We start from the raw sequence: 25,286 nt of genomic DNA on the forward strand, positions 1-25,286 counted from the left end.
CACGACGGGGAACGGGGACAGTGTGAACGACGAGGATCTGCTGGCGGACCGCTTCGAGGAGCACCGCGGCCGGCTGCGCGCGGTGGCGTACCGCATGCTCGGGTCGGTGCCGGAGGCGGAGGACGCCGTCCAGGAGACGTGGCTGAAGCTCAGCCGGACCGGCGCGGACGGGATCGCGAACCTCGGCGGCTGGCTGACCACGGTCGTCGGCCGGGTCTGCCTCGACCTGCTGCGCTCCCGTGCGGCGCGCCGCGAGGACCCCCTCGACGACACGTTCGTGCCCGATCCGCTGATCGGCCCCCTGACGCGGCCCGGCCCCGAAGAGGAACTGCTCCGGGCCGATGCGGTGGGCCTCGCCCTGCTCGTCGTCCTGGAGACCCTGGAACCCGCCGAACGGCTCGCTTTCGTCCTGCACGACCTGTTCGCGGTGCCCTTCGACGACATCGCCCCGATCGTGGAACGGACGCCGGCCACGACCCGCCAACTGGCCAGCAGGGCCCGCCGCCGCGTCCAGACCGCCGGCCCCGCGACCGCCCCCGACCTCGGCCGTCAGCGCGAGATCGTCGAGGCCTTCCTCACCGCCGCCCGTGAGGGCGACTTCGAGGCGCTCGTCGCCCTCCTCCACCCGGACGTGGCCCTGCGCGCGGACTCCGGCGCCCTGGTCCGGGGCGCGGCCGCCTCCAAGGCGCTGCGCGGCGCGCGCACGGTCGCCGAACAGGCCCTGCTCTTCGCGCCGTTCGCCCACCACGCCCGACTGGCCCTGGTCAACGGCTCGGTGGGCGTCGTCAACGCGCCCGAGGGCCGGGTGCTCTCGGTCATGGGCGTCACCGTCACCGACGGCCGCATCACCGAGATGTACATCCTGTCCGACCCGGCACGACTGGCCCGCCTCGACGCGAACGGAAGAGCACGCTGAACGACATGGACGAGCAGACAGCGGCCCGCACCGACCTCCGCGGCGACTGCGGGCGGTGCTTCGGGCTGTGCTGTGTGGCGCTGCCCTTCATCGCCGCGAAGGACTTCGCGATCGACAAACCCGCGGGGACACCGTGCCCGAACCTCCGGGACGATCACCGGTGCGGCATCCACGCCGAGCTCCGGCGGACGGGCTTCAGCGGCTGCACGGTCTACGACTGCTTCGGCGCCGGTCAGAAGGTCTCGCAGCTCACCTTCGGCGGCCAGGACTGGCGCACGGGCGACCCGGAGCTGCTCCGCCGGATGGTCGACGTGTTTCCCGTCGTACGGCAGCTGCAGGAACTGCTCCGGTACCTGGCCGAGGCGCTCACCCTGCCCGCCGCCGCGCCGGTCCATCCCGGCCTGCGCCGGGCCCTGGACCGCACCGAGCACCTCACGCGCGGCACGCCCGAGGAGCTGGGCGCGCTCGACGTGGGCGCGCACCGGCAGGAGGTCAACGTGCTGCTGCTGCGGACCAGCGAGCTGGTGCGGGCCGGGGTGCGCGGGAGGAAGAAGAACCGGCGGGGTGCCGACCTCATGGGCGCCCGGCTCAGGGGTGCCGATCTGAGCCGGGCCGATCTGCGCGGCGCCTACCTCATCGCCGCCGACCTCACCGGGGCCGATCTGCGCGGCGCGGATCTGATCGGCGCCGATCTGCGGGACGCCGACCTCACGGACGCCGATCTGACCGGCGCGTTCTTCCTCACCCAGCCGCAGGTCGAGGCGGCCCGGGGGAGTGCGGGGACCAGGCTGCCGGGGTCAGTCGTCCGCCCGGTGCACTGGGCAGCGGGCCGCTGAGGCGGCCTCGTCCGGGACCGTGACCGGTGCGGTCGGCGGCGCGGACGCCGTGCGCCGGTCGAGGTGGAGCCGCAGCCCCTCCGGCATCAGCGTCAGGCGTTCCGTCACCCGCAGCCGGTACGTGGGTTCCGGGCGCAGTTCGTAGCGGCGCAGCAGCAGGCCCAGCACCAACGTCGCCTCGTGCAGGGCGAACTGGCGGCCGATGCAGGCCCGCGCGCCCGTGCCGAACGGTTTGAAGGTGTGCGGGGCGCGCGAGCGCACGGCCTTGGCGTCGAAGCGGTCCGGGTCGAACTCCTCGGCGTCCGGGCCCCATACCTCCGGGGCGCGGTGGAGCATCGGGGTCAGGATCAGCGCCCAGGCGCCCCGGCGCATCGGGTGGGTCCCGGCCAGCTCGGTGTCCCGGATGGCCTCCCGTGCGTACGCGGGGGCCGTCGGCCACAGCCGCAGCGACTCGTCGAGGACCCGGCGGACGTAGCGCAGCTTGGCGACCTGGTCGTAGCCGGGGGTCTCGGTGTCGCCCCACACCTGGTCGACCTCGGCGCGGGCGCGGGCCGCGATCTCCGGGTGGCGGGCGAGGTAGTGGAGCGCGAAGGACAGGGAACCCGAGGTCGTCTCGTGGCCGGCGACCAGGAAGGTGATGACCTGGCGGCGGACGTTCTCGGGGGAGAGGCGTTCGCCGGTGTCGGGGTGGGTGGTGTCGAGCATGCGGTCCAGCAGGTCGCCGCCACCGCCTCCGCCGGCCCGGCGGGCCGCCACCATCTCGTCGACCGTGCGGTTCAGGTGGGCGATGTCCGCCTCGTTGCGGCGGGTCGCGGTCCGCAGCAGGAGCGGGGCCAGCGGGGACGGTACGGAGTTGAGGCGCTGCGCGTAGCTGAGCGTGCCCACCATCGAGGTCACGAAGGGGTGCGGGCGGTCGCGTTCGAAGGAGCCGAAGTCGTGGCCGAAGCCGGTGCGCGAGATCGTCTCCAGGGTCAGCTTGGTCATGTCTCCGGGGACGTCCACCGGGCGTCCGGCCGCGAGTTCGCGGTCCCAGTGGTCGGTGAGGCGGTCGGCCATGGCCAGCATCATCGGGTGGTAGCCCGCCATCGCCTCGCGGCTGAAGCCGGGGGCCAGTACGTCGTGCGCCAGCTGCCAGTTGGGCTCGTGGTTGTACGCCGTGAACAGGCCGTCCCCGGCGACGGGCCGCAGGTTCGCGACCCCGAGCCCCACGTGCTTGGCGAACCGTGACTCGTCCGCCATGTCGGCGACGAGGTCCGCCCCCCACACGAACACGAACTCCTTGCCGAACGCCTTCCGCCGGAAGATCGGGCCCAGTTGACGGGCGAAGCGCAGCGAGTCCTGGAGCGGAGTGCGGCGGTCCGCGCCGAGCACGTCACCGAGGAACGGGATCCGGCGTGGGGGATGGGGGATGCGGTCGAGTCCGGGCCAGCCCTGCTCGGCGTCCCGGAATCCCTTCGGCAGCCCGGTCGGCGTCACCGTCGTCGTCTCCGCCATGACGCGATCTCCCTTGAGCCAGCGGCAGGTTGAGCCTGTTGTACGTGGGTTCAATAACGGGTTTCAGTCTGGTCCCGTTGTTGAACCGACGTCAAGTAAAGTGCGGGAATGGCCGCCAATCAGGGTGAGCGCACGCGCCGCCGGCTCAGCACCGAGGAGCGCCGGGAGCAACTCCTCACGGTGGGCGCGCGGTTGTTCTCCGAGGACCCCTACGACGACGTGTGGATCGAGCAGGTCGCCGAGATCGCCGGGGTCTCCCGCGGGCTGCTCTACCACTATTTCCCGACCAAGCGGGACTTCTTCGCGGCCGTCGTCGAGCGCGAGAGCGAGCGCATGCTGCGGATGACGGCCGCGGTGCCGGGCGTACCGGCCCGCGAGCAGCTCGCCGCCGCCCTCGACACGTATCTGGAGTACGTGCACACCCACGCGCACGGCTACCGCGCCTTCCACCGGGCCGACGCGGCCGGGGACCAGACCGTACGGCGGGTCTACCAGCGGGCGCTGGCCGCGCAGGAGCGGCAGATCCTGGCCGCGCTCGCGGCCGATCCGGAGTTCGGCCCGAGCGTGGGGGAGCGGCCCGACACGAAGCTCGCGGTGCGCGGGTGGCTGGCGTTCACCACCGCCGTCTGTCTGGAGTGGCTGCGCGGGCCGGAGTTGAGCCGGGAGCAGGTGCGCGATCTGTGCGCACGGGCCCTGTTGGGCGTCCTCTCGCCCTGAACGGCGGTTCGCCGGGGAAGCCGGGCAGTTTGCGTGGCGTGGTTGGCGTGCGCCCCGATCTTCGGTAAGTTAGGCAAGGCTTACCTAAGGAGGTTCAGGGATGGGTGACACCCAATCGTGGACGGCCGCGCCCGCCGCGGCCGAGCGGGCCCGCTCGGTGCTCGCCGCCGCATGGTCCTGCGCGGTGACCGCGGAGGGCGGTCGCGAGGAGTTCGTCGGCGCGCACACCGTGGCCGACGACGGCCGAGTGCTCCTGCAGGTGCCGGAGGACAGCGCCCTGCTGGCGGCCGCGATCTGCGCGCCGCGCGGCGAACCGTCCGCGGTCCTGGAGTTCGCGGACGTCGCACCCGTCCCCGTGCGCAACCGTATCCGGGCCCGGCTGTGGCTCGCGGGCTGGTTCGTCCCCGAGGACGAGCACCTGGCCTTCCGCCCGACCCGCGTGGTGCTGCGCCCGCCGTCCGGCGCGGTCGTCGTCGACCTCGACGAGTTCGCCGCCGCCGAACCCGACCCGCTCGCGCTGGCCGAGGCCCAACTGCTGACCCACCTCGCCGACTGCCACTCCGACGCCGTCGAGCGGCTCACCCGGCTGGTCGAACCCGACAGCCTGCACGGCGCGGTCCGCGTCCAGCCCCTCGCCGTGGACCGCCATGGACTGACCCTCCGCATCGAGCGCGCCCGCGCCCACGGCGACGTACGCCTGCCGTTCCACACGCCCGCCGACACCGTCGGCGACCTCACCGAGCGCATGCACGTCCTGCTCACCCATGCCAGCGCCGCGTCCTGCCCGCGTCCCCTACAGCGGCAGCGCACAGACGGCGACCGGTGACGCGAACGGCGTTCCCGCGAGCCGGAGTTCACCACTCGCGGCGTCCACGTGGAACACGCTGACCGTGCTCGACCTCTGGTTCGCCGTGAACAACAGGGTGCCGTCCGGGGAGAACGCGATCTGCCGCGGGAAGTCACCGGACACCGGCACCGTGTCCAGCAGCCTGAGCCGGGCGCCGTCGGCCTCGACGGCATACCGGGCGAGGGTGTTGTCGCCCCGGTTGGCGAGATAGGCGTAGGCGCCGTTCGGCGTCACGAGGATCTGCGCCGGGTAGTTGGTGGTGCCGCCCGTGCTGCCGCTGGGCTGCGGGGCGCCGATCGACAGGGCACCCGTGGCCGCGTCGTAGGCGCAGACCGCGACGGTGTCGTCGACCTCGTTGGCCAGGTAGGCGTACCGGCCGCCGGGGTGGAAGGTCAGGCTGCGCGGGCCCGCTCCCGCGCGGGTGTGCGCCTGCGAGACCTCGGTGAGCGTGCCCTTCGTGGTGTCCAGGCGGTAGCTGTAGACGGTGTCGGTGCCCAGGTCGACGGCGAGCACATGCCCGCCGTCGGGGCTGGTCACGAACTGGTGCGCGTGCGGGCCGTCCTGGCCGGGACCCGGCCGCGGTGTGGAGTGCGTGGCCAGCGCCGTGCGGGCGCCGAGCGCGCCCGAGGAGTCGATCGGGTGCACGGCCACGCTGCCGGACGTGTAGTTGGCGCTCAGCAGCCAGCGCCCGCCGGGATGCACGGACAGATGGCAGGGACCCGCGCCGCCGGTGCTCCGCGCGCCGAGGACCGTGCGGTCCGCCAGGCGTACGGCGGTCACCGCGCCGGCCGTCTGCTCGTCGACCGCGTACAGCGTGCGGCCGTCGGGATGCAGGGCGAGGAACGACGGGTCGGCGACGCCCGTGATGGTGCCCGCGCCGGTGATCCGGCCGGTCGACGCGTCGTAGGTCGCCAGGCCGATGCCCTTGCCGCCGCCGTCGACCGAGGTGTAGGTGCCGAGGTAGAGCGGGTGGGGGCCGTCGGCCCCGCCCGTGCGGTGTGCGCCGGGTGTCGGCGCGGTGGTGGAACCGGTCGGCGGGGCGGACGCGGGATCCGCCGGTGCCGAGGCCGGGGCGGGAACCGCGACCACCGCCGCCGCTCCGCCCAGGGCGCCGATGAAACGGCGCCTGCTCCAGCCCTCGCGTGACGCCTCCGCACCACTGGTCATGCCCACACCCTCAGGTCGTCGCTCGCCTCGGTCGTCACGGCAACCTTGGCGTGCCGGGCCTGTCGAGCGCAAGACCGACAACGGGCATTGCAGGGTGTGCAACGCCCGGCCGGGTCACCAGTCGCCGTCCTCCACCGGCTTGCCCTTCGCGTCCTTGAGCGGCTCGACCTGGCCGGGAGCGGGCGCCTGCCAGGGCTCGTGGTCGTCACCGAGCCAGTCGCCGACCGGTTGCACCGCGCCGAGGGCGTCCGTGGGCGCGAGATCCTCGGCGTCCTGGTCGTAGTAGTCGAACCAGGGAAGACCCGCCCGGGTGTACGCGGCTCGGTCCACCGGCGACGGCGGCGGGGCCTCGCCGGTGATGCGGCGCCACTCCGGGGGCGTGACCAGGTGCACGAAGACCCGGCCCGCTGGCTGCTCGGCCCAGGACGACAGCGGGCGGTCGTCCGCGTAGACCTCCTGATGCATCGAACCGCCGACGCCCAGGCCCATCGCGGCGGCCCGCCTGCCCGGGGCCGGGGGACCGCCGGGCGCGGGGGCGGCCTGCGCGGCCATCGGCATGGCGGGCATGCCGTAGCCACCGGCCGGGGCGGTCGCCGCACGCGCGCGTGCCTGCCGCGCCCGCCGCTGCTCGGCCTCGCGCCAGATCGCCAACTCCCGTTCGTTGAGCGGGAAGCACTGCAGTTGTACGCCGCCCCAGACCTCCTCGCCCGTGACCTGGCCCTCGACCGTCGCACCGAGGCCGAGCGGGACCGCCACGAACTGACGGACCGTGCCCTTCCCGGAGTTGATGCCGTCGAGCCACGGCTGGCGGGGCAGCACCACGTAGTTCTGCGGGTCCCGGGACAGCCGGTCGCTCCACGGCTCGCCCGAGACCGCGCACACCTTGCCCACCCCGACCTGGAGCGCGGCCGGACGGTGCGTGCCCGCGAAGCTCAGCCACATCGCCTCGCGCAGGTACACCGGGAGCATGACCCCGCCCCGCGCCCGCCACTCCTCGGGCACCGTGTCCGGGAAGTCCGCGACCCTCCGGACCGGGAACTCGCCGAGCCCCGGCGGCAGCGGATGCGTGCCCGTCTCCGGCAGCCGCAGCGTGCGGATGAACCGCACCGCCGCGCCGCCCGGCAGCTGCAAGGTGTTCCCGTCGATCCGTACGGTGCTGTCGGTCATACGCCCGCCCCCATTGATCCGCTGTGGTTCTGATCCGCCGTGGTGCACTGCCGGAGGCCCGCCCGCCCTCCCGTCCGGCCGCCGAAGGTCCCCGGCGACTCCGTCACCTAGAACGATCGGCGCCCTCGCCCCGGTTCCGGCGCAGCCGGTCCGGTACGCCCACCCGCTCCCGGAGCCGGGTCAACCGCGGCATGCGGGCGCGCTGCTCACGGGCGCAGCGGTCGAGCTCCTCGAAGAGCCGGCGCGAGCGGTGCTCGGTGTCCAGTTCGTCCAGCATGCGGTTGACCTCGGTCAGCATCGCACCCAGCAGCTGCCACTGGGCGGCATCGCGCTGGACCTCCTCCAGGAGCAGCTGGGCCAGTTTGTCGCGGGTCGCGGCGGCCGTGTGCAGCTCGGCGGCGAGCCGCGACTCCGCGGACTGCGCGCTCACCGACACATCGGTGGTCACCAGCACCGCGAAACTGACCACGGCGTCGCCCACCTCCGACAGCACCTGCTCCACGGCGGCACCCGTCGGCGCCGCGAACAGCGGCTCGGGCTCGCGCTCCTTCGCCAGGTCGGTGAAGGTGCGGGCGAGGACGCGGAGCACGACCGTGCAGATCTCCAGGGTGTCGAGACCGGTGCGCAGCACGATCCGATGCAGCAGGCCTTCCCGGACGCGCGGATTGAGCCGCAGACTGTCCTCGGCCCGCCGCAGCGCCGCGTCCACCTCGACGATGTCGTGGTCGAGCCGGCGGGCCTCGTGCAGCCGCGCGGTCGCGTGGTCGACGGGGGTGCGGCCCGCCGCCTCCTCGCCCATGCGCCGCATCAGTCGCCGCAGCCGACGGGCCAGGTCCTCGATGGACTCGCCGGCCTCGTCGACCCACACCGGGGGAGCGAGCAGCAGATTGCAGCCGAGGCCGACGACCGCGCCGATCAGGGTCTCCACGACCCGTGCCCAGGCCGTGTTCCCGACCGTGGTGACGCCGAGGACCAGCATCGCGCTGATCGCCACCTCGGGCACGTACTCGTCGACGCGCACCAGCCGTCCCACCACCAGCGCGGCCACGATCAGCAGGGCCAGGCTCCACCAGGTCAGACCGACCAGCAGGCTGAACGCGATCGCGACGAGCACGCCCGTGACCACGGCGGTCACCCGGCGGACGCCGTTGGTGAGGGTGGCGTACAGGGTGACCTGTACGACGAGGAGCGCGGTGAGGGGAGCGGTCAGCGGCGCGGGCTCGGGGCTCAGCCGGAGCGCGACGACGTAGGCGACGGTCGCGGCGGTCGCGGACCGCAGCGTCTGGACGACCACCGGGTCCCGGTGCCGCGCCACCAGCCGCGCCAGCGCCGCCGTCCACTCCCGGACATCTCGCATCCTTGGCCTATTCCCTCTCGTCGGACGGGCCGAACGTCTCCCTTGAGGACAGTAGCTGTCCGCAACTCGTCCTAGATTGTCGGTACCGGACAGAGCCAACGGGAGGGACAGTTCATGACGGACCACCAGGGCATCGAGGTGCTGCTGCGCTCGCACGCGTACCTGCGCGAGGTCGTCGCCGCCGTGCCCGGCACGGCCTGGGCCGCGCCGACGCCGTGCAGCGAGTGGACGGTACGGCAGGTCCTCAACCACGCCCGCATCGACCAGCAGGCCTACGGCCTCGTCCTCACCGGCGGCCGGCCCGACGCGGACCCCTTCCACCCGGAGGACGCCCTGGACGGCGACCCGGTCGCCGCACTCGACGAGGTGCTCACCATGGTCGCGGACGCCTATGCGCACCTCCCTGCCGACGCCGGGCAGGTGCCGACGCCGCTGGGTCCGATGCCCCTCGCCTCCGCCGCGGCGACGGCGGCCATGGACGCGGCGGTGCACGCCTGGGACATCGCCGTGGCCACCGGCCAGAACCGGCCACTCGGCACCGGCCTCGCCGCGGGCATCCGGCCGGTCGCGGACCGCCTCGTCGACCAACTCCGCGACGCCTTCCACGTGTTCGCACCCGCCCGCGAGACGAAGGAGACCTACGGCGAGGCCGAGAGCCTCCTCGCCTTCCTGGGCAGGGACCCGCACTGGACACCGGCCGCGTCCTGAGGGGGACCGCACCCCGCGGCGGCGGTCGGCCCCCGCACCACCGTCAGTCGGTCACGGCGGCGCGGCTGCGCGAGCGATAGCCCGCGATCTTCGCGAGGTTGCCGCAGCGGTCCATGGAGCACCAACGGCGGCGGCGGGCCTGGGAGTCGTCGAGGAACAGCAGGGAACACTCCGGGTTCTCGCACTCCTTGACCCGCTCCAGCAGCGGACCGCCCACCAGCAGGACGCCGTCCCGGGCCACCGTCGCCAGTGCAGCGCGCGCCGGGTGCGCCGACTTCCAGCGCCGCTCGCCCAGTTGGGGCGCGAGATCCGGCCGCGCGGCGGCCTCGTTGACCCGCTCGACATCGGCCGCCGCCGGTTCCCGCCCGGCCATCGCGGCGCGTACGACGCGGTAGAGCGCCTCGCGCAGGGTGCGCGCGTCCGCCAGCTCCCGGGCCGTGACCCGCACCGGCTCGGTCCCCGACGACAGCTCGGCCTCCGTGATCCACGCGGCCAGCGCCGCCGTGTCGGGCAGCCGCTCGACGGGCGTGCCGTGCCGCTTGCCGAGCGTCGCCGCGAAGTTCAGGCAGGGGCGACCGCCGATGAACGGGAAGGCGGGCGGGAGCGTCATGGCAGCGAGCTTACCTCGCGTACACCGGTTCATGTGGTGTACGCGAGGATGCCCGCCTGCCTTGACACCGGTTCATCGGGTGTCGCATGGTGACACCAGTTCAACAGGTGTCGGCCAGGGGTCGTGGCCGTGAGAGGGAGCGGGTGGGGTATGCGTGCGGTACGGATCGACGAGTTCGGCGGGCCCGAAGTGCTGGTGCCGGTCGAGGTGCCCGACCCGGTCGCGGGTCCCGGGCAGGTGCTGGTACGGGTGGCCGCGGCCGGCGTGAACCGCGCGGACGCCCTGATCAGGTCCGGGAACTACCACCGGGCCGGACGCCCGCCGCTGATCCCCGGAGTGGAGGGCGCCGGCACCGTCGCCGCACTGGGTGAGGGCGTCACCGGCTTCACGGTCGGGCAGCGGGTGGTCGCGCTCGACGGCATCGACTCACCCGGTTTCTACGCCGAGTTGGCCGCCGTACCGGCCACGCGGGTCACCGCCCTGCCCGACGGGATCGACTTCACCCACGCCGCCGCACTGCCCGTGGCCTGGCTTTCCGCCTGGTACTGCCTGCGCCGCCTCGCCCGGGTCGCCAAGGAGGACACGGTGGTCGTGAAGGCCGCCGCGAGCGGGGTCGGCAGCGCCGCCGTGCAGATCGCGGCGGAGACCGGCGCCCGGGTCATCGCGCTCGCCGGATCACCCGAAAAGGCCGCGTGGGCAGGGGAGTTCGGTGCCCACGCCACCCTCGACACCTCGGCCCACCCCGACGACGCCGAGGTCGAGGAGGTGCTGCGGCTCACCGGCGGACGCGGCGCGGACGTCGTCCTCGACACCGTCGGCGGCCGGGCCTTCGGGCGCAGCCTGCGCGAGATCGGCCAGGGCGGCCGGGTCGTCGCCCTCGCCAATGTCGCCCTGGAGGCCGGCACTGTCGACACCCGCGACTTCTACCCGAAGAACGCCTCGGTCCTCGGCTTCCAGCTCACCAACCTCCAGCTCCACGGCGGCTACGACCCCCGCCCCGACCTGCGCGAACTCGCCGAGCGGGTCGCCGCCGGCACCTATCGCGTGCCGATCGAGACCGTCGTACCGCTCGCCGCGGCCCGCGCCGCCCATGAGCGGCTGGAGAGCCGGGACAACCGGGGCAAGATCGTGATCGCCGTGCCGGGGGACTGACCTCAGACGTACAACTTGTCGAGGAACGCGGTCAGATGGTCCACCGTCCGCTCGATCTGCTGCTCCACGGTCAGACTCTCCTCGATGCGGATGCCCGACTCGGGGATCTTCCGGCCGCGCACATAGAGGGAACAGGCGAGGTCGGTGCACATGTACAGGCCGACCGAGTTGCCCTCACGGCCCGCCGGACCCGCCTTGCGCGCGGTCATCAGGGAGACACCGCCGCCCGGATGGGTCGTCACGCACAGCGAACACATGCTCCGGTGCAGGAAGCCGCGCTGCGCGGACGGGAACCGCAACGTGACCCCGACAGGCCCGTCCGCCCGCTCGGCGACGAGGTAACTGCGGTCGGGCGCACCGGGATCCCGCCAGCCCAGGAAGTCCAGGTCGCCCCAGGGGCGCGTGGCGAGATCACGGGGCACGGCCAGCCGTTTCGCCTCCCCCTTCGAGCAGTTGACGAAGGAACCGCGGATGTCCTGCTCGGTGAGTGATCTCATGACGAAGTCTCCTGGACCGACGCCGGCGGGCCGACACCTGTCGCGCGATACGGGTTTCCGAAACCTAGGGGGTCTAGGTTTCGGCCCAGGGTAAGGAGACGAGCGGCGGAGGGGCCAATGGATTTCGGGGAAGCGGGGGGCGTCGGGCCGTACCAGACGCGGGCATTGCGGCATGTGGCGGCGGGCTCGTCCGGTCCCGCCGTCGACCCGCGCCTGCGCATCACGCTCAACTTCCATCCCGACCGGACGGCGAGCGGCGACCGCCCGATCCTCGACGCGCTGGCCCAGGACGGCACGTACCACTCGCAGTTCGTCACCGGCACCAGCAACGGCGGCCTCACCGCCCACCCCGGCGGCGACCGTCATCGCTGGGAGAGCCGGATCTTCGCCGGTGCCTACGACGAGGCGCCCGCACCCGAGCGGCCGGTGTACGGCGCGCTGAACTTCCGGCGCCAAGTGGTCGGCGCCGCACCGCGGTTCGGTTCCTCGCACCTCCGGCTGACCGGTGCGGCCCTCGCCCGGGCGACCTTCTGCTACCCCGACAGCGCGGCCGAACCGGCCGACTTCGGCGTCGCCTCCGGCATGCACCTGATCGCGCTCGCCGAGACCGACGAACGGGACGCCCTGAACGACTACATCGAGACCCAGGTCCACGGAGGAGTCGACCTCGCCCGCGACACGGAGGCCCTCGTCCTCGACGCGAGCTACCGCGGCACCCCCGTCGAGACCGCCGCCCGCCGACTGCCCTGCCCCGTCGAGTGGCACCCCGGATACCGGCTCTCCGTACGGGAGTTGCGCCGGCACGCGGACTACCGGGGGCAGGAGTACGCCGACCTCGGCGCCCGCATCGCCGAGCGGGGGATCCTCGACCCCAGGATCATCGGTGACGCGGCCCGCGCCGGGCGCCACGCACTCCAGGACCTGAAGATGGTGTGGCACACCCTCGCCCGCTTCGGGGCACCGGAGGGCGCGGGCACGGCCTGCTCCTAGTCGGAGGCCGCGGCCGCGGCCGGTTCCGGTGGCCATACCCCCGGTGCGAGCACCCCGAGTGCGTAGGCGCGGGCGACCAGTTCGGTGCGGTTGGACGCGTTCCAGCGGGACGACAGCCGTCGTAGGTGATAGGTCACGCCGTCCGGGGTGAGGCCGGTCTCGCGGGCCGTGTGGGCGGTGGTGGCGCCGCCTGCGAGGAGCGCGAGGATGCGGGCCTCGATCGGGGTGACGTGCGCGGGCGCGTCCTCGCGGGGCGCGCCGTCGTGCGGGTCGCCCTCGCCCCGGACCCGCAGCATGACCAGCAGCGCCGGGGTCTCCTCGACCGTGTCGCTGACCGGGTCGGCCGTCAACTCCCCATGGCGCTCACAGCCGTTCGGGGCCCGCCAGCGCACCGACACCTGGTAGCGCGAGCGGTGCCGCAGCCGTAGGGCCTGCGCGATGCGCTCGACCTGGCCCGACTCCTGCGGCCGGAAGAGGTCGAGCACGTCCTGGCCGCGCAGCCGTCCCGGTGTCGTGCCGCACTCCGCTGCCATCGCGGGGTTCGCCGCCTGCACCGAGCCGTACACGTCGCACACCGCGACGGGCACCGCGACCCGGTCGAAGAGCATCAGCGCGCGGTTGCGCCACACCACGCCCTCTCTGCGCGCCCAGTCCACCGGTACCTCCCGTCACGTCGTACACCTCCCCCACCATCATGCGGCTCACGAGCATGTCCCGCTGCCGCTGTAGCAGGGCGTGTAGCCGGCCCTCGGCGTGGGCGCGGGGGCCGGATGCGTGCGGTCCCACTCGTGGTGCATGCCGGTGAGCAGGGTGAACACGAGGCCCGCGGCGGCGAGGTGCGACACCGCCGTCCAGGGCGCGCGGCAGATTGCCGCGAGGCCCGCCAGGGCGAGCAGGACGTAGAGGAAGTGTTCCGTCCAGGCGATGTTCGCGAGCGTGGCCGCGTCGATCCTGTCCTGGTCGCCCTGCGCGGCCCAGCCTTCCATGCCGGAGGCGAACACCGACCAGGCGAAGACGGCGGCCTCGGCGATGAACAGGGCGATGGCGGCGAGAACGTCCGACGTGCGGGACGTCCGGTGGGACCACGGCCATCGGCGGTGCCGGGACGGATGTTCGGGCGGTGCCTGCGTCATGGCCCCACCCTGCCGCGGGCCGCACGGGGAGCGCCTGAGTACGCGCACTCAGTCGGCGCCCCCGAATAGCCGGAGCGGGGCGTCGGCGCAAGACGCCGTCCGTGGTTTCCGCTACACGATCGTGTAGTCCCGTGGCGCGGTCCGCCGAGGCGGGGCGAGCACGCTGGAACGCAGTACTTCCGTACCGCGAAAGGCAGTTGTCGCGCCATGCCCCCCACCGCGCCGCACCCCCGTCCCGCCGACACGCTCCCCGGCGTGCCCCTCGTCGACATCACCGCGACCGGCCCCGGCCGCACCCCGATGCAGCAGATCATGGACCTGATGCGCCGTCACGGACCGGTGTTCGTACGGCGGTTGCACGGGCGGGACGCGCTGTTCGTCAGCGATCTCGACCTGGTGACCGAACTCGCCGACGAGCGGCGGTTCGCCAAGCACATCGGGCCCGCCCTGGAGAACGTCCGGGCCTTCACCGCCGACGGACTCTTCACGGCGTACAACGACGAGCCCAACTGGGCCAGGGCGCACGACATCCTGATGCCCGCCTTCGCGCTCGGCTCGATGCGCACCTATCACCCCGTGATGCTGAAGGTGGCCCGACGGCTCATCGAGGCCTGGGACCGGGGCGCGGGCGACGGGCGGCCGGTGAACGTGGCCGACGACATGACCCGGATGACCCTCGACACCATCGGACTCGCCGGATTCGACTACGACTTCGGGTCGTTCGAGCGGGCCGAGCCGCACCCCTTCGTCGAGTCCATGGTGCGCTGCCTGGAGTGGAGCATGACCCGGCTTGCCCGTGTCCCCGGCGAGGACCACGCGGCGGCCGACGCGGCGTTCCGGGCCGACGCCGGCTATCTCGCCCAGGTCGTCGACGAGGTCGTCGCCGCCCGCACCGGCACCGACCAGGGCGACGCACAGGACCTCCTCGGCCTCATGCTCAGCGCTCGGCACCCGGTCGACGGCACGGCCCTCGACACCGCCAACATCCGCAACCAGGTGATCACTTTCCTGATCGCGGGCCACGAGACGACGTCCGGCGCGATGTCGTTCGCGCTGTACTACCTGTCCAAGCACCCGGCCGTGCTCCAGCTCGTGCAGCGCGAGGTGGACGCGCTGTGGGGCGACGCGGCGGACCCGGAGCCGACGTACGACGAGATCGGCCGGCTCACCTACACCCGCCAAGTCCTCAACGAGGCACTGCGGTTGTGGCCCACCGCCGCCGCGTTCAGCCGGCACGCGCTGGAGGACACCGTGCTCGGCGGGCGCATCCCGCTGCGTGCCGGGCAGGCCGTCACCGTGATCGCGCCGATGCTGCACCGGCAGCCCGGATGGGGCGACAACCCCGAGCTGTTCGACCCCTCGCGCTTCACCCCCGAGGCGGAGGCGGCGCGTTCCGTGCACGCCTTCAAGCCGTTCGGCACCGGCGAACGCGCCTGCATCGGACGGCAGTTCGCGCTGCACGAGGCGACCATGCTGCTCGCGATGCTCGTGCACCGCTACCGGCTGCACGACCACGCCGACTACCGGCTCACGGTGAAGGAGACCCTCACCCTAAAGCCCGACGGCTTCACCCTCACCCTGACCCCGCGCACCCCCGCCGACCGCGCGCACGGTCCGCTGCCGGGCGCGGCCGAGTCCTCCGCGACTCCCACGGCGGACACCGGCACCCTGCCCGCCCGCGTCCGCCCCGGCACGTCGGCGCTCTTCCTGCACGGCAGCAACTACGGCACCTGCCGCGAGTTCGCCGCCCAACTCGCCGACGAGGCGGCCGTGGTGGGCTGCTCGGTGGAGGTGGCGCCGCTCGACGCCTACGCCGGGGGACTGCCCACCGACCGGCCCGTCGTCATCGCCTGCGCCTCCTACAACGGCCGCCCCACCGACGACGCCCTGGCCTTCGCCGCCTGGCTGGAGGAGACCCACGACCTCACCGGCGTGACCTACGCCGTCCTCGGGGTCGGCGACCGCAACTGGGCCGCCACCTACCAGCACATGCCGGCCCGCGTCGACGCCCGCCTCGCCGAACTCGGCGCCACCCGCCTCACCGACCGGGCCGCCGCCGACGCCTCGGGCGATCTCACCGGCGCCGTACGGGACTTCACGGCCCGGCTGCGCACCGCACTCCTGGAGACGTACGGCGATCCCGACGCCACGGACGCCGGCCCCGTGGAGCTGCTCGCCGCCTACGAGGTCCGCACCCTCACCGGCGGCCACCTGGATGCCCTCGCCGAACGGCACGGCCTCGTCCCCATGACCGTCACCGAGGCCCGCGACCTCACCGCTCCCGGCCACCCGCGCCGCAAGCGCTTCGTCCGTGTCGCCCTGCCGGACGGGTCCGGCTACCGGACCGCCGACCACCTCACCGTCCTGCCCGTGAACGCCCCGGCGCTCGTCGAACGCGCGGCCGTCGCCCTCGGCGTCGACCTCGACACGGTGCTCGACATCCGCCCGGCCCGCCCGCGCCGCGACGGCCTCGCGGTCGACCGGCCCGTGACCGTACGCCAACTGCTCACGCATTATGTCGAGTTGCAGGACCGCCCGACCGCCGCCCAGCTGGTGGCGCTCGCCGCGGCCAACCCCTGCCCGCCCGAGCGCACCGTGCTGGCCGCACTCGGCGACGACCCGCGCACCTTCGTCGAACTCGTCGAGGACCACCCGGCGTTGCGCGGCGCGCTCGACTGGCCCACCCTGCTGGACCTGCTCACGCCGCTGCGCCTCCGGCACTACTCGATCTCGTCCTCGCCCGCCGTCGACCCCGGCCACGCGGACCTGATGGTCTCCCTGCTGGAGGCACCGGCCCGCTCCGGCAGGGGCGTCTACCGGGGGACCGGCTCCGGCCACCTCGCGGGCGTCGGGCCGGGCGACACGGTGTACGCCCGCGTCCAGCCGTGCCGCGAGGCGTTCCGCATCGACGACTCGACCCCGGTCGTGATGATCGCGGCCGGCACCGGCCTCGCCCCCTTCCGCGGCACCATCGCCGACCGCACGGCGGCCCTCTCGGGCGGCGCGCGACTCGCCCCCGCCCTCTGCTACTTCGGCTGCGACGACCCGGACGCCGACTACCTCCACGCCGACGAGCTCCGCGCCGCCGAGAGCACCGGAGCCGTCTCGCTCCGCCCGGCCTTCAGCGCCGCCCCGGAGCGCGGGGTGACCTTCGTCCAGCACCGGATCGCCGCCGAGGCCGACGAGGTGTGGGCACTGCTGGCCGCGGGCGCCCGGGTGTTCGTGTGCGGCGACGGCGCGCGGATGGCGCCGGGTGTGCGCGCCGCGTTCCGTACGCTGTACCGGGACCGCACGCCCGGCGCCGACGGCACGGACGCCGAGCGATGGCTCAACACGCTGATGGCGGACGGGCGTTACGTCGAGGACGTGTACGCGGCCGGCTGACCGGTACGGAGAGGTGGGCGCACGGTGACGGACTCCTGGGAGCGGGCCCGGCGGGTGCTCGGCGCGGCGGGCGTCCCGCCCGGCGACCTCGTCCGCGTCCGCCCCCTGGGCGGCGGCACCTACAACCTCGTCGAGGAACTCACCCTCGCCGACGGCACGCGCCACGTCCTCAAGACCGCGCCCCGCGCCCCCGGCCTGTCCCACGAACGCCAACTCCTCGTCTCCGAGGCCGACTTCTACGGCGCCGCCGCCAAGGCCGGGGTGGCGGCGCCCCGGGTCGTGGTCCTCGACGGCGACACCCTCCTGATGACGCGCTGCCCCGGCGAACCCTGGGACGACACCCTCACCGACCCCGACATCACGCTCCTGCGCACGGAGTTGGGCCGCGTGCTGGCCCGCCTGCACGGGATCACCGGCCCCGGCTTCGGCTACCCCTCCGGCGCCCTCGGCCCCCTCGCCCCGGACTGGCGCACCGCGTTCACCACGCTCTACGCCGCCGTCCTCGACGACGCGCGCGGCTACGACGCCTGGCTGCCGCTCCCCGCCGCCGACATCGCCCGCACGGCCCGGTCGGCGCACGCGGCCCTGGACGAGGTGACCGTCCCCTGTGCCGTCCACTTCGACCTGTGGCGGGGCAACATCCTGGTCGACCGTACGGGCGGAACCCCGCGGATCGGCGGACTCGTCGACGGCGAGCGGATGTTCTGGGGCGACCCGCTGGCCGACTTCGTCTCCTTGACGCTGCTGGGGGACATCCGCAACGACGAGGCGTTCCTCGCCGGCTACCGGGCGGCCGGCGGGCGGGCCCGGTTCGACCGGTCGGACCGCCTCCGGTACGCCCTCTACCGCAGCTATCTCTACCTGATCATGCTCGTTGAGGCGGTCCCCCGGGAGTTCGGCGAGGAAGAGAACCGATGGCGGCGGGAGAAGGTCGGTCCCGAGCTGATCGCCGCCCTGGGAGAGATCGACGAGACGGCCTCGACCACGTAGTGTGCATTCTGTCGCCCCTTAGTTCAGGGCGTGAATTAAGAGGTCGCGGGGTTCGGAGGGAGCCACATGGCGGGGCGGAACGGGCGCACGGTACGCGACCTCAGGCGGGCCAACCGCACGGCCGTACTGCAACGGCTGTACTTCGACGGACCCCTCAGCCGCTTCGAACTGGGCCCGGCCACCGGACTCAGCTCCGGCTCGGTGAGCAACGTCGTCGCGGACCTCGTCGCGGACGGACTGGTCGAGGAGGCCGGCAGCGTCGACTCCGACGGCGGCCGTCCCCGGACCCTGCTGCGCGTCGCCCCGCACAGCGGCCACATGATCGGCGTCGACGTCGGCGAGACCCGCGTCCGCGTCGAGCTGTTCGACCTCACCCTCACCGAACTCGCCCGCGCCGAACGCCCGTTGGAGCAGCAGCGCTACGAGGTCGAGGTCATCGTCGGCCACATCCGCGACGGCATGGCCGAGGTCCTCGCCGCCGCGGGCACCACACCGGAACAGCTCCTGGGCGTCGGCATAGGCGTCCCCGGCATAGTCGAGCACACCCCGGACCGCGGCGCCGTCGTGCACGGCCAGACGATGGGCTGGGACGCGGTCCCCCTGGAGGAACTGCTCCGCAGCACCTCCCAACTCCCGGACACCGTCCCCTACTTCATCGACAACGGCGCCAAGACCCTCGGCCAGGCCGAGATGTGGTTCGGCGGCGGCCGGGGCGCGCGCAACGCGATCGTCGTCCTCTTCGGCTCCGGCGTCGGCGCCTGCCTGGTCACTCCCGAGGTCGAGAACGGCCGGGCGGTCGAGTGGGGGCATCTGACCGTACGGGTCAGGGGACGCCGCTGCCGCTGCGGGGCCCTGGGCTGCCTGGAGGCCTACGCGGGCGCCGAGTCGCTGCTCGACCGCTGGCGCGAACAGGGCGGACGGCCGCCCGAGGGCACCGACGAGGAGACCGCGATGACCGCGCTCCTCGTCGCCGCCTACCCGCCCGAGGGCACCGACGCCGACCCGGTCGCGCTCGCCGTCCTGGAGGAGACCGCCGAGTACCTGGGCGCCGGACTGTCCGACCTGATCAACCTCTTCCAGCCCGAGCGCATCCTCATCGGCGGCTGGGCCGGACTCCAGCTCGGCACCCGCTTCCTGCCCGCCGTGCGCCACCACGCCACCGCCTACGCGCTGCGCCATCCCGCGGGACGCGTCAGCATCGACCTCGGACTGCTCGGCCCCGACGCGGTCACCGTGGGTGCCGCGATCCTCCCGCTCGCCGACTTCTTCGCCCGCGGCGGCCGGCGGGCCGCACCCGAACCGGAGGGCCCGCCGCCCGCCTGGCGCACGGCGCTGGAGGAACGCGCACCGCACTGAGGGCACAGGCGCGTGAGGAATGATCACCCCATGAGTGAGATCATCCTGATGTCCGACGCCCGGGTCGCCGCCGTCCCCGTCGAGGAGTGCGGAGAGCCCCTCTTGGACGTGAGTGACGTCCTGCTGGTCGACGGCCGCAAGCACGACGACCCCCGGGGCCCCGAACTCCACCTGCGCCAGGGCGTGTTGGACCGGCTCCTCGCAGCGGAGGCACTGCTGCCCGACGGCCTGCGCCTGCTGTTCGTCGAGGGCTACCGGCCACCGTCCCTCCAGCGCAGCTACTTCGAGGAGTACGCCGACGAGCTGCGCGCCGCCCACCCGGACTGGCCCGCCGACCGCATCCGGTCCGCCGCCAGCCGCTATGTGTCACCGCCCGAGATCGCCCCGCACACCGCCGGCGCGGCCGTCGACCTGACCCTCGCCGACGCCGACGGCCGCGAACTCGACCTGGGCACCCCGATGAACGCCAACCCCGAGCAGAGCGACGGGGCCTGCTACACCGGCGCCGGCAACATCACCGCCGTGGCCAGGACCCACCGCACCGTCCTGGGCACGGCGCTCGGCGCGGCCGGCCTCGTCAACTACCCGACGGAGTGGTGGCACTGGTCGTACGGGGACCGCTACTGGGCGCTGACGACCGGCGCGCCCGCCGCCCTGTACGGGCCGAAGGACCTCGGCCCGTCGTGACACCGCGCCGGAACTAGCCGGCGAACGCGTCGACACCGGTCAGTTCGGCGGACAGCTTCCACAGCCGGGCGGCCTGCTCGGGGTCGATCGCCCACTCCTTGACGCCGGTGCGTGTGCCGTCGGCGGGGGCGGGCTCGGCGATGTCGCAGTCCTCCAGGTAGACGCCGCCGAGGCCGTCCAGCTGAGGCGAGGTCGCGGCCCAGACCTGAGTGGCCGCGCCCTGCTCCGGGGTCTTGAAGAGGTCCGGGTTCAGCAGGTTGCCGTCCGCGTCGATCCAGCCGCGCTCCACCATCTCCTCGGTGGCCAGGTGGCGTTGGAGCGGTGTGAGGATGCCGCCCGGGTGGAGCGCGAAGGCCCGTACGCCGTGGTCGGCGCCCAGCCGGTCGAGGTGGACGGCGAACAGGACGTTCGCCGTCTTCGCCTGCCCGTAGGCCTCCCACTTGTCGTACGCGTCGGTGCCCTGGTTCCAGTGGACGTCGTCCCAGCGGATGCCGGAGGAGTGGTGGCCGGTCGAGGATACCGAGACCACCCGCGCACCGCCCGCCGCGACGGCCGGCCACAGCCGGTTGACGAGGGCGAAGTGGCCGAGGTGGTTGGTGGCGAACTGGGCCTCCCAGCCGGGTCCGACCCGGGTCTCCGGGCAGGCCATGATGCCGGCGCTGTCGATCACGAGGTCCACGGTGCGGCCGGAGGCGAGGAAGCGGTCGGCGAAGCCGCGCACGCTCTCCAGGTCGCCGAGGTCCAGCTCGTCCAGCTCGACGCCGTCGATCCCGGCCAAGGCCTCGCGCGCGGTGTCGGGGCGGCGGGCGGGGACCACGACCCGGGCCCCCGCCCTGGTGAGTGCGCGGGTGGTCTCCAGGCCGATGCCCGAGTAGCCGCCGGTGACGACGGCGAGCCTGCCGGTGAGGTCGATGCCGTGCAGGACGTCGTCGGCGGTGCTCTTCGCACCGAATCCGGAACCGATCTTGTGCTGTGCAGTGGTCATACCGGAACGCTACGAATTGAAGTGCGCTCCAAGTCAAGGAGAAGCCCCGGCCGTGACGGGGGAATCACGACCGGGGCGGTCAGGGGGCGGGCGCGACCCCGCTGACCGTTAAACGCAGAACTACCTGCGTGCGTTCCGGCGGGGCCCGCGGCGACCGGTGAGGTGCGTCACTTGCCGGAGGTCCACTCCAGCAGCTCGTCCGCCGACCAGGTGGTCAGCACCCGTTCGGCGGGCACCCCGCACTCCTCCGCCCGCGCACAGCCGTTGATCTGCCAGTCGAGCTGGCCGGGCGCGTGCGCGTCCGTGTCGATCGAGAACAGCACCCCGGCGTCGACGGCCTTCCGCAGCAGCCGCCTGGGCGGGTCGAGCCGCTCCGGACGGCTGTTGATCTCCACGGCCGTGTCCGACGCGGCGCACGCGGCGAACACCTCGTCCGCGTCGAAGGCGGACTCCGGCCGGGCGGCACCCCCGTCCCGCCCGATCAGCAGCCGCCCGGTGCAGTGCCCGAGGATGTCCGCGTGCGGGTTCCGTACGGCCGCCACCATGCGCCGGGTCATGGCGCGGGCGTCCATCCGCAGCTTGGAGTGCACGGAGACCACGACGACGTCGAGCCGTTCCAGCAGCTCGGGCTCCTGGTCGAGCGAGCCGTCGTCGAGGATGTCGCACTCGATGCCGGTCAGCAGCCGGAAGGGCGCCCAGGTCTCGTTCAGCGCCGCCACCACGTCCAGCTGCTCGCGCAGCCGCTCCGGGGACAGCCCGCGCGCCACGGTCAGCCGGGGGGAGTGGTCGGTCAGCACCGCCCACGCGTGCCCGAGCCGGGCCGCCGTACGGCCCATCTCCTCGATCGGGCTGCCGCCGTCCGACCAGTCGGAGTGGAGGTGGCAGTCGCCGCGCAGCAACGCCCGCAGACTCTCGCCGCCGGGGCCGGCCGGGGCGGGCGCCTCGGCCTCCAGCTGCTCCAGATAGGCGGGCACCCGGCCGTCCAGGGCCTCGCGGGCCACCTGGGCGGTCTTGGGGCCGATGCCTTTGAGGGACTCAAGGGACCCGGCCGCGGCGCGTTCGGCGACCTCGCCCTCGGGGAGGGCCGCCAGGACCCTGGCGGCCGTACGGAAGGCGCGTACGCGGTACGTGGGGGCCAGGGAGCGTTCCAGCAGGAAGGCGATCCGGTCCAGTGCCTGCACGGGATCCATCGAGCCTCCTCCCGCGAGGGACCCCGGCCGGGCACCGTGGACCGCTCGCGTCCGCCTGATGCGTTCTAGGCTCTATTGCATGACCGAAATGTCCAGTCCGCACATCTCCAGCCCGCGGATCATGGTGCTCAAGGTGCAGCCCGGTACCCCGCCGTTCCGCATCGTGGAGATCGACGGGGAGATGGTCGCCGAGGCCAGGGGGATCACCGACGTGCTCCAGGTCGCGGCCGTGTGCGGCATCACGGTCCGCGACCTGGACGACCCGGACGTGGTCCGCTGGGTCGGTGGGGACAAGTTCACCTGGTTGCCGCATTAGGACCTACGGAGTCAGCCGACGGTCCACTTCTGGTTGGCGGCGCCCGAGCAGGTCCAGATCTGCAGCGGGGTGCCGTTGGCGGAGGTGTTGCCGGTGACGTCCAGGCACTTGTTGGCCTGCGGGTTGACGATGTCGTTCGCCGAGCTGACGGCCCACTTCTGGGCGGCGCTGCCGTTGCAGTCGTAGAGCTGCACCTTGGTGCCGTCCGCGGTGCCGCCGGCGGTCACGTCCAGGCACTTGCCGAGGGCGCGGATCGTGCCGTCGGAGCCCACGGTCCACTGCTGGGCGGCCGTGCCGTTGCAGTCGTAGAGTTGTACGGCGGTCCCGTTGGCGGAGTTCGCGCCGTTGACGTCGACGCACTTGCCGGCCAGGCCCCTGATCGCCGCTCCGGTGGCCGTGCTGCTCGTGGTGACCGAGACCGAGTCCACCACCAGCTGGGCCGGGAAGGCCGTGGCGCTGTTCGGGTCGCCGGGCCAGTCGCCGCCGACCGCCAGGTTGAGGATCAGGAAGAACGGCTTGTTGAAGGCCCAGGTGTTGCCGCCCACGTCGGCGGGGGTGCGGGTCTCGTAGACGACCCCGTCCACCGACCACTTGATCGAGTTGGGCGCCCAGTCGACGGCGAAGGTGTGGAACGCGTCGGCGAAGGCCTGGCCGCCGGGCAGTGTGTAGCCGGCGCCGATCCCGTTGGCGCCGGAGTAGCCGGGGCCGTGGATGGTGCCGTGGACCGTGGAGGGCTCGAAGCCGACGTTCTCCATCACGTCGATCTCACCGGAGTTGGGCCAGCCGACCGAGCCGATGTCGGTGCCGAGCATCCAGAACGCGGGCCACATGCCCTGTCCGCGCGGGATCTTCATCCGCGCCTCGACGTGCCCGTACTGGGCGCTGAACTTGCCCGAGGTGTTCAGCCGGGCCGAGGTGTACTGGCATGTGCCGTACCAGCACTGGTAGTTGGCCGGGTTCTCCTTCTTGGCCGTGATCACCAGATGGCCCTGGCCGTCCAGGGCCGCGTTGTTGGTGCCGGACGTGTAGTACTCGCGTTCGTGGTTGTTGACGTTGTCGCCGGTCTCCTGCGTCCACCTGGAGGAGTTGACGGCCGAACCGGCCGCCCCGTCGAAGGTGTCGGAGAACGTGACGGCGTCGGCCTGGGCGGCCGACGTGGAAGCCGCCCGCGCCGGACCGATCGCGGCGGACGCGACCAGTGCGGCGGACAGGGCGGCGAACAGACATCTGCGGAGCATGCGCGGGGAGGCCACGGCATTCCCTTCTGTACGGCGGCAGTGGAGACCGGCACGCCGACTGAGGTGGGGGGTGAAAGCGTCGCCTCTTGATTTAAGAAGTGAGATAAGGGCAGCGTCAATACTTTGGTACGGACCAGTAGTTGACGGCTGCGGACCGGCGGGCGGAGGTCATGACGCGGCCTTCGGCGCTTTGGGTGCCTTCGCCGTCTTCTTGGACGCCCTCGACGCCTTCGACGCCCTCGTCGCCCTGGGCGTCCGCTCCGCCTTCTCCACGGGCTTCCGCGCGTGCACCGCCCGGCCCAGCCGACGGCCCAGCAGGACCCAGCCGACCAGCGCACCCGAGGTGTTGAGGATGACGTCGTCGATGTCGAAGGCCCGCCCGGTGATCAGCGCGCCCTGCGCGAACTCCACCAGGAGCATGACCGTCGCCGTCAGCAGCAGCACCCTCAGCATGCCGCGTGCCCGCGGCGCGAGCACGGGCACCAGCACCCCGAACGGGATCCCGAGGACCACGTTCCCGCCGATCTGCTTGACCGCGTCGCGCAGGGCCGGCTGGTCGAGGTACGCCTTCAGGGAGCGGCCCGGGTGCAGATTGGTGTGCACGAGGGCCTTGGACGCGGGGGACGGCTCCAGGGTGAGCTTGGCCAGTACGACGGCGAACGCCACCATGAGGACGAAGCCGAACAGCATCGCCAGCAGCCGCACGGGCAGCGACATCTGATGGCGTCCGCGGTCGGGTCGGACCGGCCTCGGCTCGGGTTCCGGCTTCGCCTTCTTGGCGGTGAGCAGGCGCGGAAGGGTGCGGGCCATGCGGTGGGCCTCCAGCTTTCGATGGTTCAGCAGCGTCCGGTCAGGAGCTGTACGAGATGTTGACGTCGGTGAAGCCGAGCGAGCCGAGCAGGCCCTTGAGCATGTTGGTCGTGTTGGTCTCGGCGCGGGAGGTCAGCCCACTGGTCTTGGCCGCCTCGCCGATGTGCTTCGACGCGAGCTTCTGCACGGCCTGCTCGCTGTTGGGGTTGTCGGAGAAGATGTCCCCGATGCGGTCGAGCAGACCCCGCTGCTTGGAGACCGTGTAGGAGTGGTCCGGGTCGAGCGCCGGCTTGCCGAGCGTGGCGTGCGGCAGCTTGATGCTGGCCGACGTGCGGTCGGCGTTGACCGTAACGTCCTGCTTGCCGAGCTTGCCCAGGTCGACATAGCCCTCGACGGTGCCCGCGCCGACGTACAGCGTGCGGGTGCCGCGGATGGCGTCCGGCAGGTACTTGGCGTCCTTCTCCAGGTCCACCACGACCTGGAAGTTGCCGGAGGCCGCGTCGTAACGGCTCATGTCCTGGATGGACTTGAGCAGGGCCGGGCCCGAGCGGTCGGTCGTCTCGGTGCCGAAGATGTCCCGCAGACCCGGGAGCACGGCGAGCCGGAGACCGGCGAACAGCACGGCGATCACGACGACGACGGCGGTGAGCACCTTCGCCCAGCCCGGCATACGCCGGTTTATACGGCTGATGGAAGTCGTCATGGGGACGGCCCTCCCTTCCTCGGTATGCGCATGCCC

The 25,286-nt window shown here is 72.9% G+C and carries 24 protein-coding genes and 1 pseudogene; 12 read left to right on the forward strand and 13 right to left on the reverse strand.

The window, feature by feature from the left end:
• The first annotated feature begins 22 nt into the window (after nt 1–22).
• Nucleotides 23–916, forward strand: coding sequence for a sigma-70 family RNA polymerase sigma factor (locus ACIPTO_RS32925; RefSeq protein WP_401198232.1), 894 nt, complete (start codon nt 23–25; stop codon nt 914–916).
• A gap of 5 nt (nt 917–921) precedes the next feature.
• Nucleotides 922–1,752 (forward strand): pentapeptide repeat-containing protein, encoded by an 831-nt coding sequence (locus ACIPTO_RS32930; RefSeq protein WP_401198234.1) that lies wholly within the window; start codon nt 922–924, stop codon nt 1,750–1,752.
• Here ACIPTO_RS32930 and ACIPTO_RS32935 read toward each other — a convergent pair.
• Nucleotides 1,714–3,246: a cytochrome P450 gene (locus ACIPTO_RS32935; RefSeq protein WP_401198236.1), complete on the reverse strand. Its 1,533-nt coding sequence runs from the start codon at nt 3,244–3,246 to the stop codon at nt 1,714–1,716. The two genes, ACIPTO_RS32930 and ACIPTO_RS32935, sit on opposite strands and share 39 nt — an antisense overlap.
• A gap of 108 nt (nt 3,247–3,354) precedes the next feature.
• Here ACIPTO_RS32935 and ACIPTO_RS32940 point away from each other — a divergent pair, with 108 nt between their 5' ends.
• Nucleotides 3,355–3,963, forward strand: coding sequence for a TetR/AcrR family transcriptional regulator (locus ACIPTO_RS32940; protein WP_366324176.1), 609 nt, complete (start codon nt 3,355–3,357; stop codon nt 3,961–3,963).
• A gap of 100 nt (nt 3,964–4,063) precedes the next feature.
• Complete coding sequence (locus ACIPTO_RS32945) at nt 4,064–4,789, forward strand: DUF2470 domain-containing protein (RefSeq protein WP_401198238.1); 726 nt, start codon at nt 4,064–4,066, stop codon at nt 4,787–4,789.
• Here the strand turns inward: ACIPTO_RS32945 and ACIPTO_RS32950 are convergent.
• The 3 genes from ACIPTO_RS32950 to ACIPTO_RS32960 form a co-directional block, all read right to left on the reverse strand.
• A complete protein-coding gene (locus ACIPTO_RS32950; protein ID WP_401198240.1) occupies nt 4,757–5,977 on the reverse strand; it encodes a lactonase family protein in 1,221 nt (406 codons plus the stop codon). The two genes, ACIPTO_RS32945 and ACIPTO_RS32950, sit on opposite strands and share 33 nt — an antisense overlap.
• A gap of 114 nt (nt 5,978–6,091) precedes the next feature.
• Nucleotides 6,092–7,144: a hypothetical protein gene (locus tag ACIPTO_RS32955; protein WP_401198242.1), complete on the reverse strand. Its 1,053-nt coding sequence runs from the start codon at nt 7,142–7,144 to the stop codon at nt 6,092–6,094.
• A gap of 103 nt (nt 7,145–7,247) precedes the next feature.
• Nucleotides 7,248–8,501, reverse strand: a complete 1,254-nt coding sequence (locus tag ACIPTO_RS32960; protein WP_366324184.1) for an FUSC family protein — start codon at nt 8,499–8,501, stop codon at nt 7,248–7,250.
• Between the two features lie 114 nt (nt 8,502–8,615).
• Here ACIPTO_RS32960 and ACIPTO_RS32965 point away from each other — a divergent pair, with 114 nt between their 5' ends.
• Nucleotides 8,616–9,209: a TIGR03086 family metal-binding protein gene (locus tag ACIPTO_RS32965; protein ID WP_401198244.1), complete on the forward strand. Its 594-nt coding sequence runs from the start codon at nt 8,616–8,618 to the stop codon at nt 9,207–9,209.
• A gap of 43 nt (nt 9,210–9,252) precedes the next feature.
• Here the strand turns inward: ACIPTO_RS32965 and ACIPTO_RS32970 are convergent, their stop codons facing one another.
• Nucleotides 9,253–9,819: a CGNR zinc finger domain-containing protein gene (locus tag ACIPTO_RS32970; RefSeq protein ID WP_401198246.1), complete on the reverse strand. Its 567-nt coding sequence runs from the start codon at nt 9,817–9,819 to the stop codon at nt 9,253–9,255.
• Between the two features lie 150 nt (nt 9,820–9,969).
• Between ACIPTO_RS32970 and ACIPTO_RS32975 the strand changes: the two genes are divergently transcribed.
• Nucleotides 9,970–10,971, forward strand: coding sequence for a zinc-binding alcohol dehydrogenase family protein (locus ACIPTO_RS32975; protein WP_401198248.1), 1,002 nt, complete (start codon nt 9,970–9,972; stop codon nt 10,969–10,971).
• A 2-nt stretch (nt 10,972–10,973) separates the two neighbouring features.
• Here the strand turns inward: ACIPTO_RS32975 and ACIPTO_RS32980 are convergent, their stop codons facing one another.
• The gene (locus ACIPTO_RS32980; RefSeq protein ID WP_401198250.1) at nt 10,974–11,468 is read right to left on the reverse strand and encodes an FBP domain-containing protein; all 495 of its coding nucleotides are present in this window, start codon (nt 11,466–11,468) and stop codon (nt 10,974–10,976) included.
• Between the two features lie 117 nt (nt 11,469–11,585).
• Here ACIPTO_RS32980 and ACIPTO_RS32985 point away from each other — a divergent pair.
• Nucleotides 11,586–12,449 (forward strand): annotated as a pseudogene (locus ACIPTO_RS32985) (DUF3626 domain-containing protein); the annotation flags it as partial.
• A gap of 5 nt (nt 12,450–12,454) precedes the next feature.
• Here ACIPTO_RS32985 and ACIPTO_RS32990 read toward each other — a convergent pair.
• Nucleotides 12,455–13,066, reverse strand: a complete 612-nt coding sequence (locus ACIPTO_RS32990; protein WP_401198414.1) for a helix-turn-helix transcriptional regulator — start codon at nt 13,064–13,066, stop codon at nt 12,455–12,457.
• A 93-nt stretch (nt 13,067–13,159) separates the two neighbouring features.
• Nucleotides 13,160–13,591 carry a DUF6234 family protein gene (locus ACIPTO_RS32995; protein WP_401198252.1) on the reverse strand — a complete coding sequence of 144 codons (432 nt, stop codon included), beginning with the start codon at nt 13,589–13,591 and terminating at the stop codon, nt 13,160–13,162.
• A gap of 207 nt (nt 13,592–13,798) precedes the next feature.
• Between ACIPTO_RS32995 and ACIPTO_RS33000 the strand changes: the two genes are divergently transcribed.
• The 4 genes from ACIPTO_RS33000 to ACIPTO_RS33015 all read left to right on the forward strand — a co-directional run bounded on the left by ACIPTO_RS33000 (nt 13,799) and on the right by ACIPTO_RS33015 (nt 20,008).
• Entirely contained in the window at nt 13,799–16,975 is a 3,177-nt protein-coding gene (locus ACIPTO_RS33000) for a cytochrome P450 (RefSeq protein WP_401198254.1), read from the forward strand.
• Between the two features lie 24 nt (nt 16,976–16,999).
• A complete protein-coding gene (locus ACIPTO_RS33005; RefSeq protein WP_401198256.1) occupies nt 17,000–17,965 on the forward strand; it encodes a phosphotransferase family protein in 966 nt (321 codons plus the stop codon).
• Nucleotides 17,966–18,031: 66 nt separating this feature from the next.
• Complete coding sequence (locus tag ACIPTO_RS33010; protein ID WP_366324204.1) at nt 18,032–19,321, forward strand: ROK family transcriptional regulator; 1,290 nt, start codon at nt 18,032–18,034, stop codon at nt 19,319–19,321.
• Nucleotides 19,322–19,351: 30 nt separating this feature from the next.
• Nucleotides 19,352–20,008, forward strand: a complete 657-nt coding sequence (locus ACIPTO_RS33015) for a M15 family metallopeptidase (RefSeq protein ID WP_401198258.1) — start codon at nt 19,352–19,354, stop codon at nt 20,006–20,008.
• 13 nt (nt 20,009–20,021) lie between these two features.
• On the opposite strand, the gene ACIPTO_RS33020 is transcribed toward ACIPTO_RS33015, so the two are convergent.
• Together ACIPTO_RS33020 and ACIPTO_RS33025 are read right to left on the reverse strand one after the other, a co-directional pair.
• Nucleotides 20,022–20,993: an SDR family NAD(P)-dependent oxidoreductase gene (locus ACIPTO_RS33020; RefSeq protein ID WP_366324208.1), complete on the reverse strand. Its 972-nt coding sequence runs from the start codon at nt 20,991–20,993 to the stop codon at nt 20,022–20,024.
• A gap of 167 nt (nt 20,994–21,160) precedes the next feature.
• Nucleotides 21,161–22,183 (reverse strand): PHP domain-containing protein, encoded by a 1,023-nt coding sequence (locus ACIPTO_RS33025; protein ID WP_401198260.1) that lies wholly within the window; start codon nt 22,181–22,183, stop codon nt 21,161–21,163.
• Between the two features lie 79 nt (nt 22,184–22,262).
• Between ACIPTO_RS33025 and ACIPTO_RS33030 the strand changes: the two genes are divergently transcribed.
• Entirely contained in the window at nt 22,263–22,499 is a 237-nt protein-coding gene (locus tag ACIPTO_RS33030) for a hypothetical protein (protein ID WP_317771483.1), read from the forward strand.
• Nucleotides 22,500–22,510: 11 nt separating this feature from the next.
• Here the strand turns inward: ACIPTO_RS33030 and ACIPTO_RS33035 are convergent, their stop codons facing one another.
• The 3 genes from ACIPTO_RS33035 to ACIPTO_RS33045 all read right to left on the reverse strand — a co-directional run bounded on the left by ACIPTO_RS33035 (nt 22,511) and on the right by ACIPTO_RS33045 (nt 25,250).
• Nucleotides 22,511–23,752, reverse strand: a complete 1,242-nt coding sequence (locus ACIPTO_RS33035; protein WP_366324212.1) for a lectin — start codon at nt 23,750–23,752, stop codon at nt 22,511–22,513.
• A gap of 153 nt (nt 23,753–23,905) precedes the next feature.
• On the reverse strand, nt 23,906–24,454 hold the full coding sequence (locus ACIPTO_RS33040) for a VanZ family protein (protein ID WP_401198416.1): 549 nt from the start codon (nt 24,452–24,454) through the stop codon (nt 23,906–23,908).
• Between the two features lie 133 nt (nt 24,455–24,587).
• Nucleotides 24,588–25,250, reverse strand: coding sequence for a DUF4230 domain-containing protein (locus tag ACIPTO_RS33045; protein ID WP_366324214.1), 663 nt, complete (start codon nt 25,248–25,250; stop codon nt 24,588–24,590).
• Between the last annotated feature and the right edge of the window lie 36 nt (nt 25,251–25,286).

It is taken from the genome of Streptomyces sp. NPDC090083, from assembly GCF_044747445.1.
GTDB lineage: Bacteria > Actinomycetota > Actinomycetes > Streptomycetales > Streptomycetaceae > Streptomyces.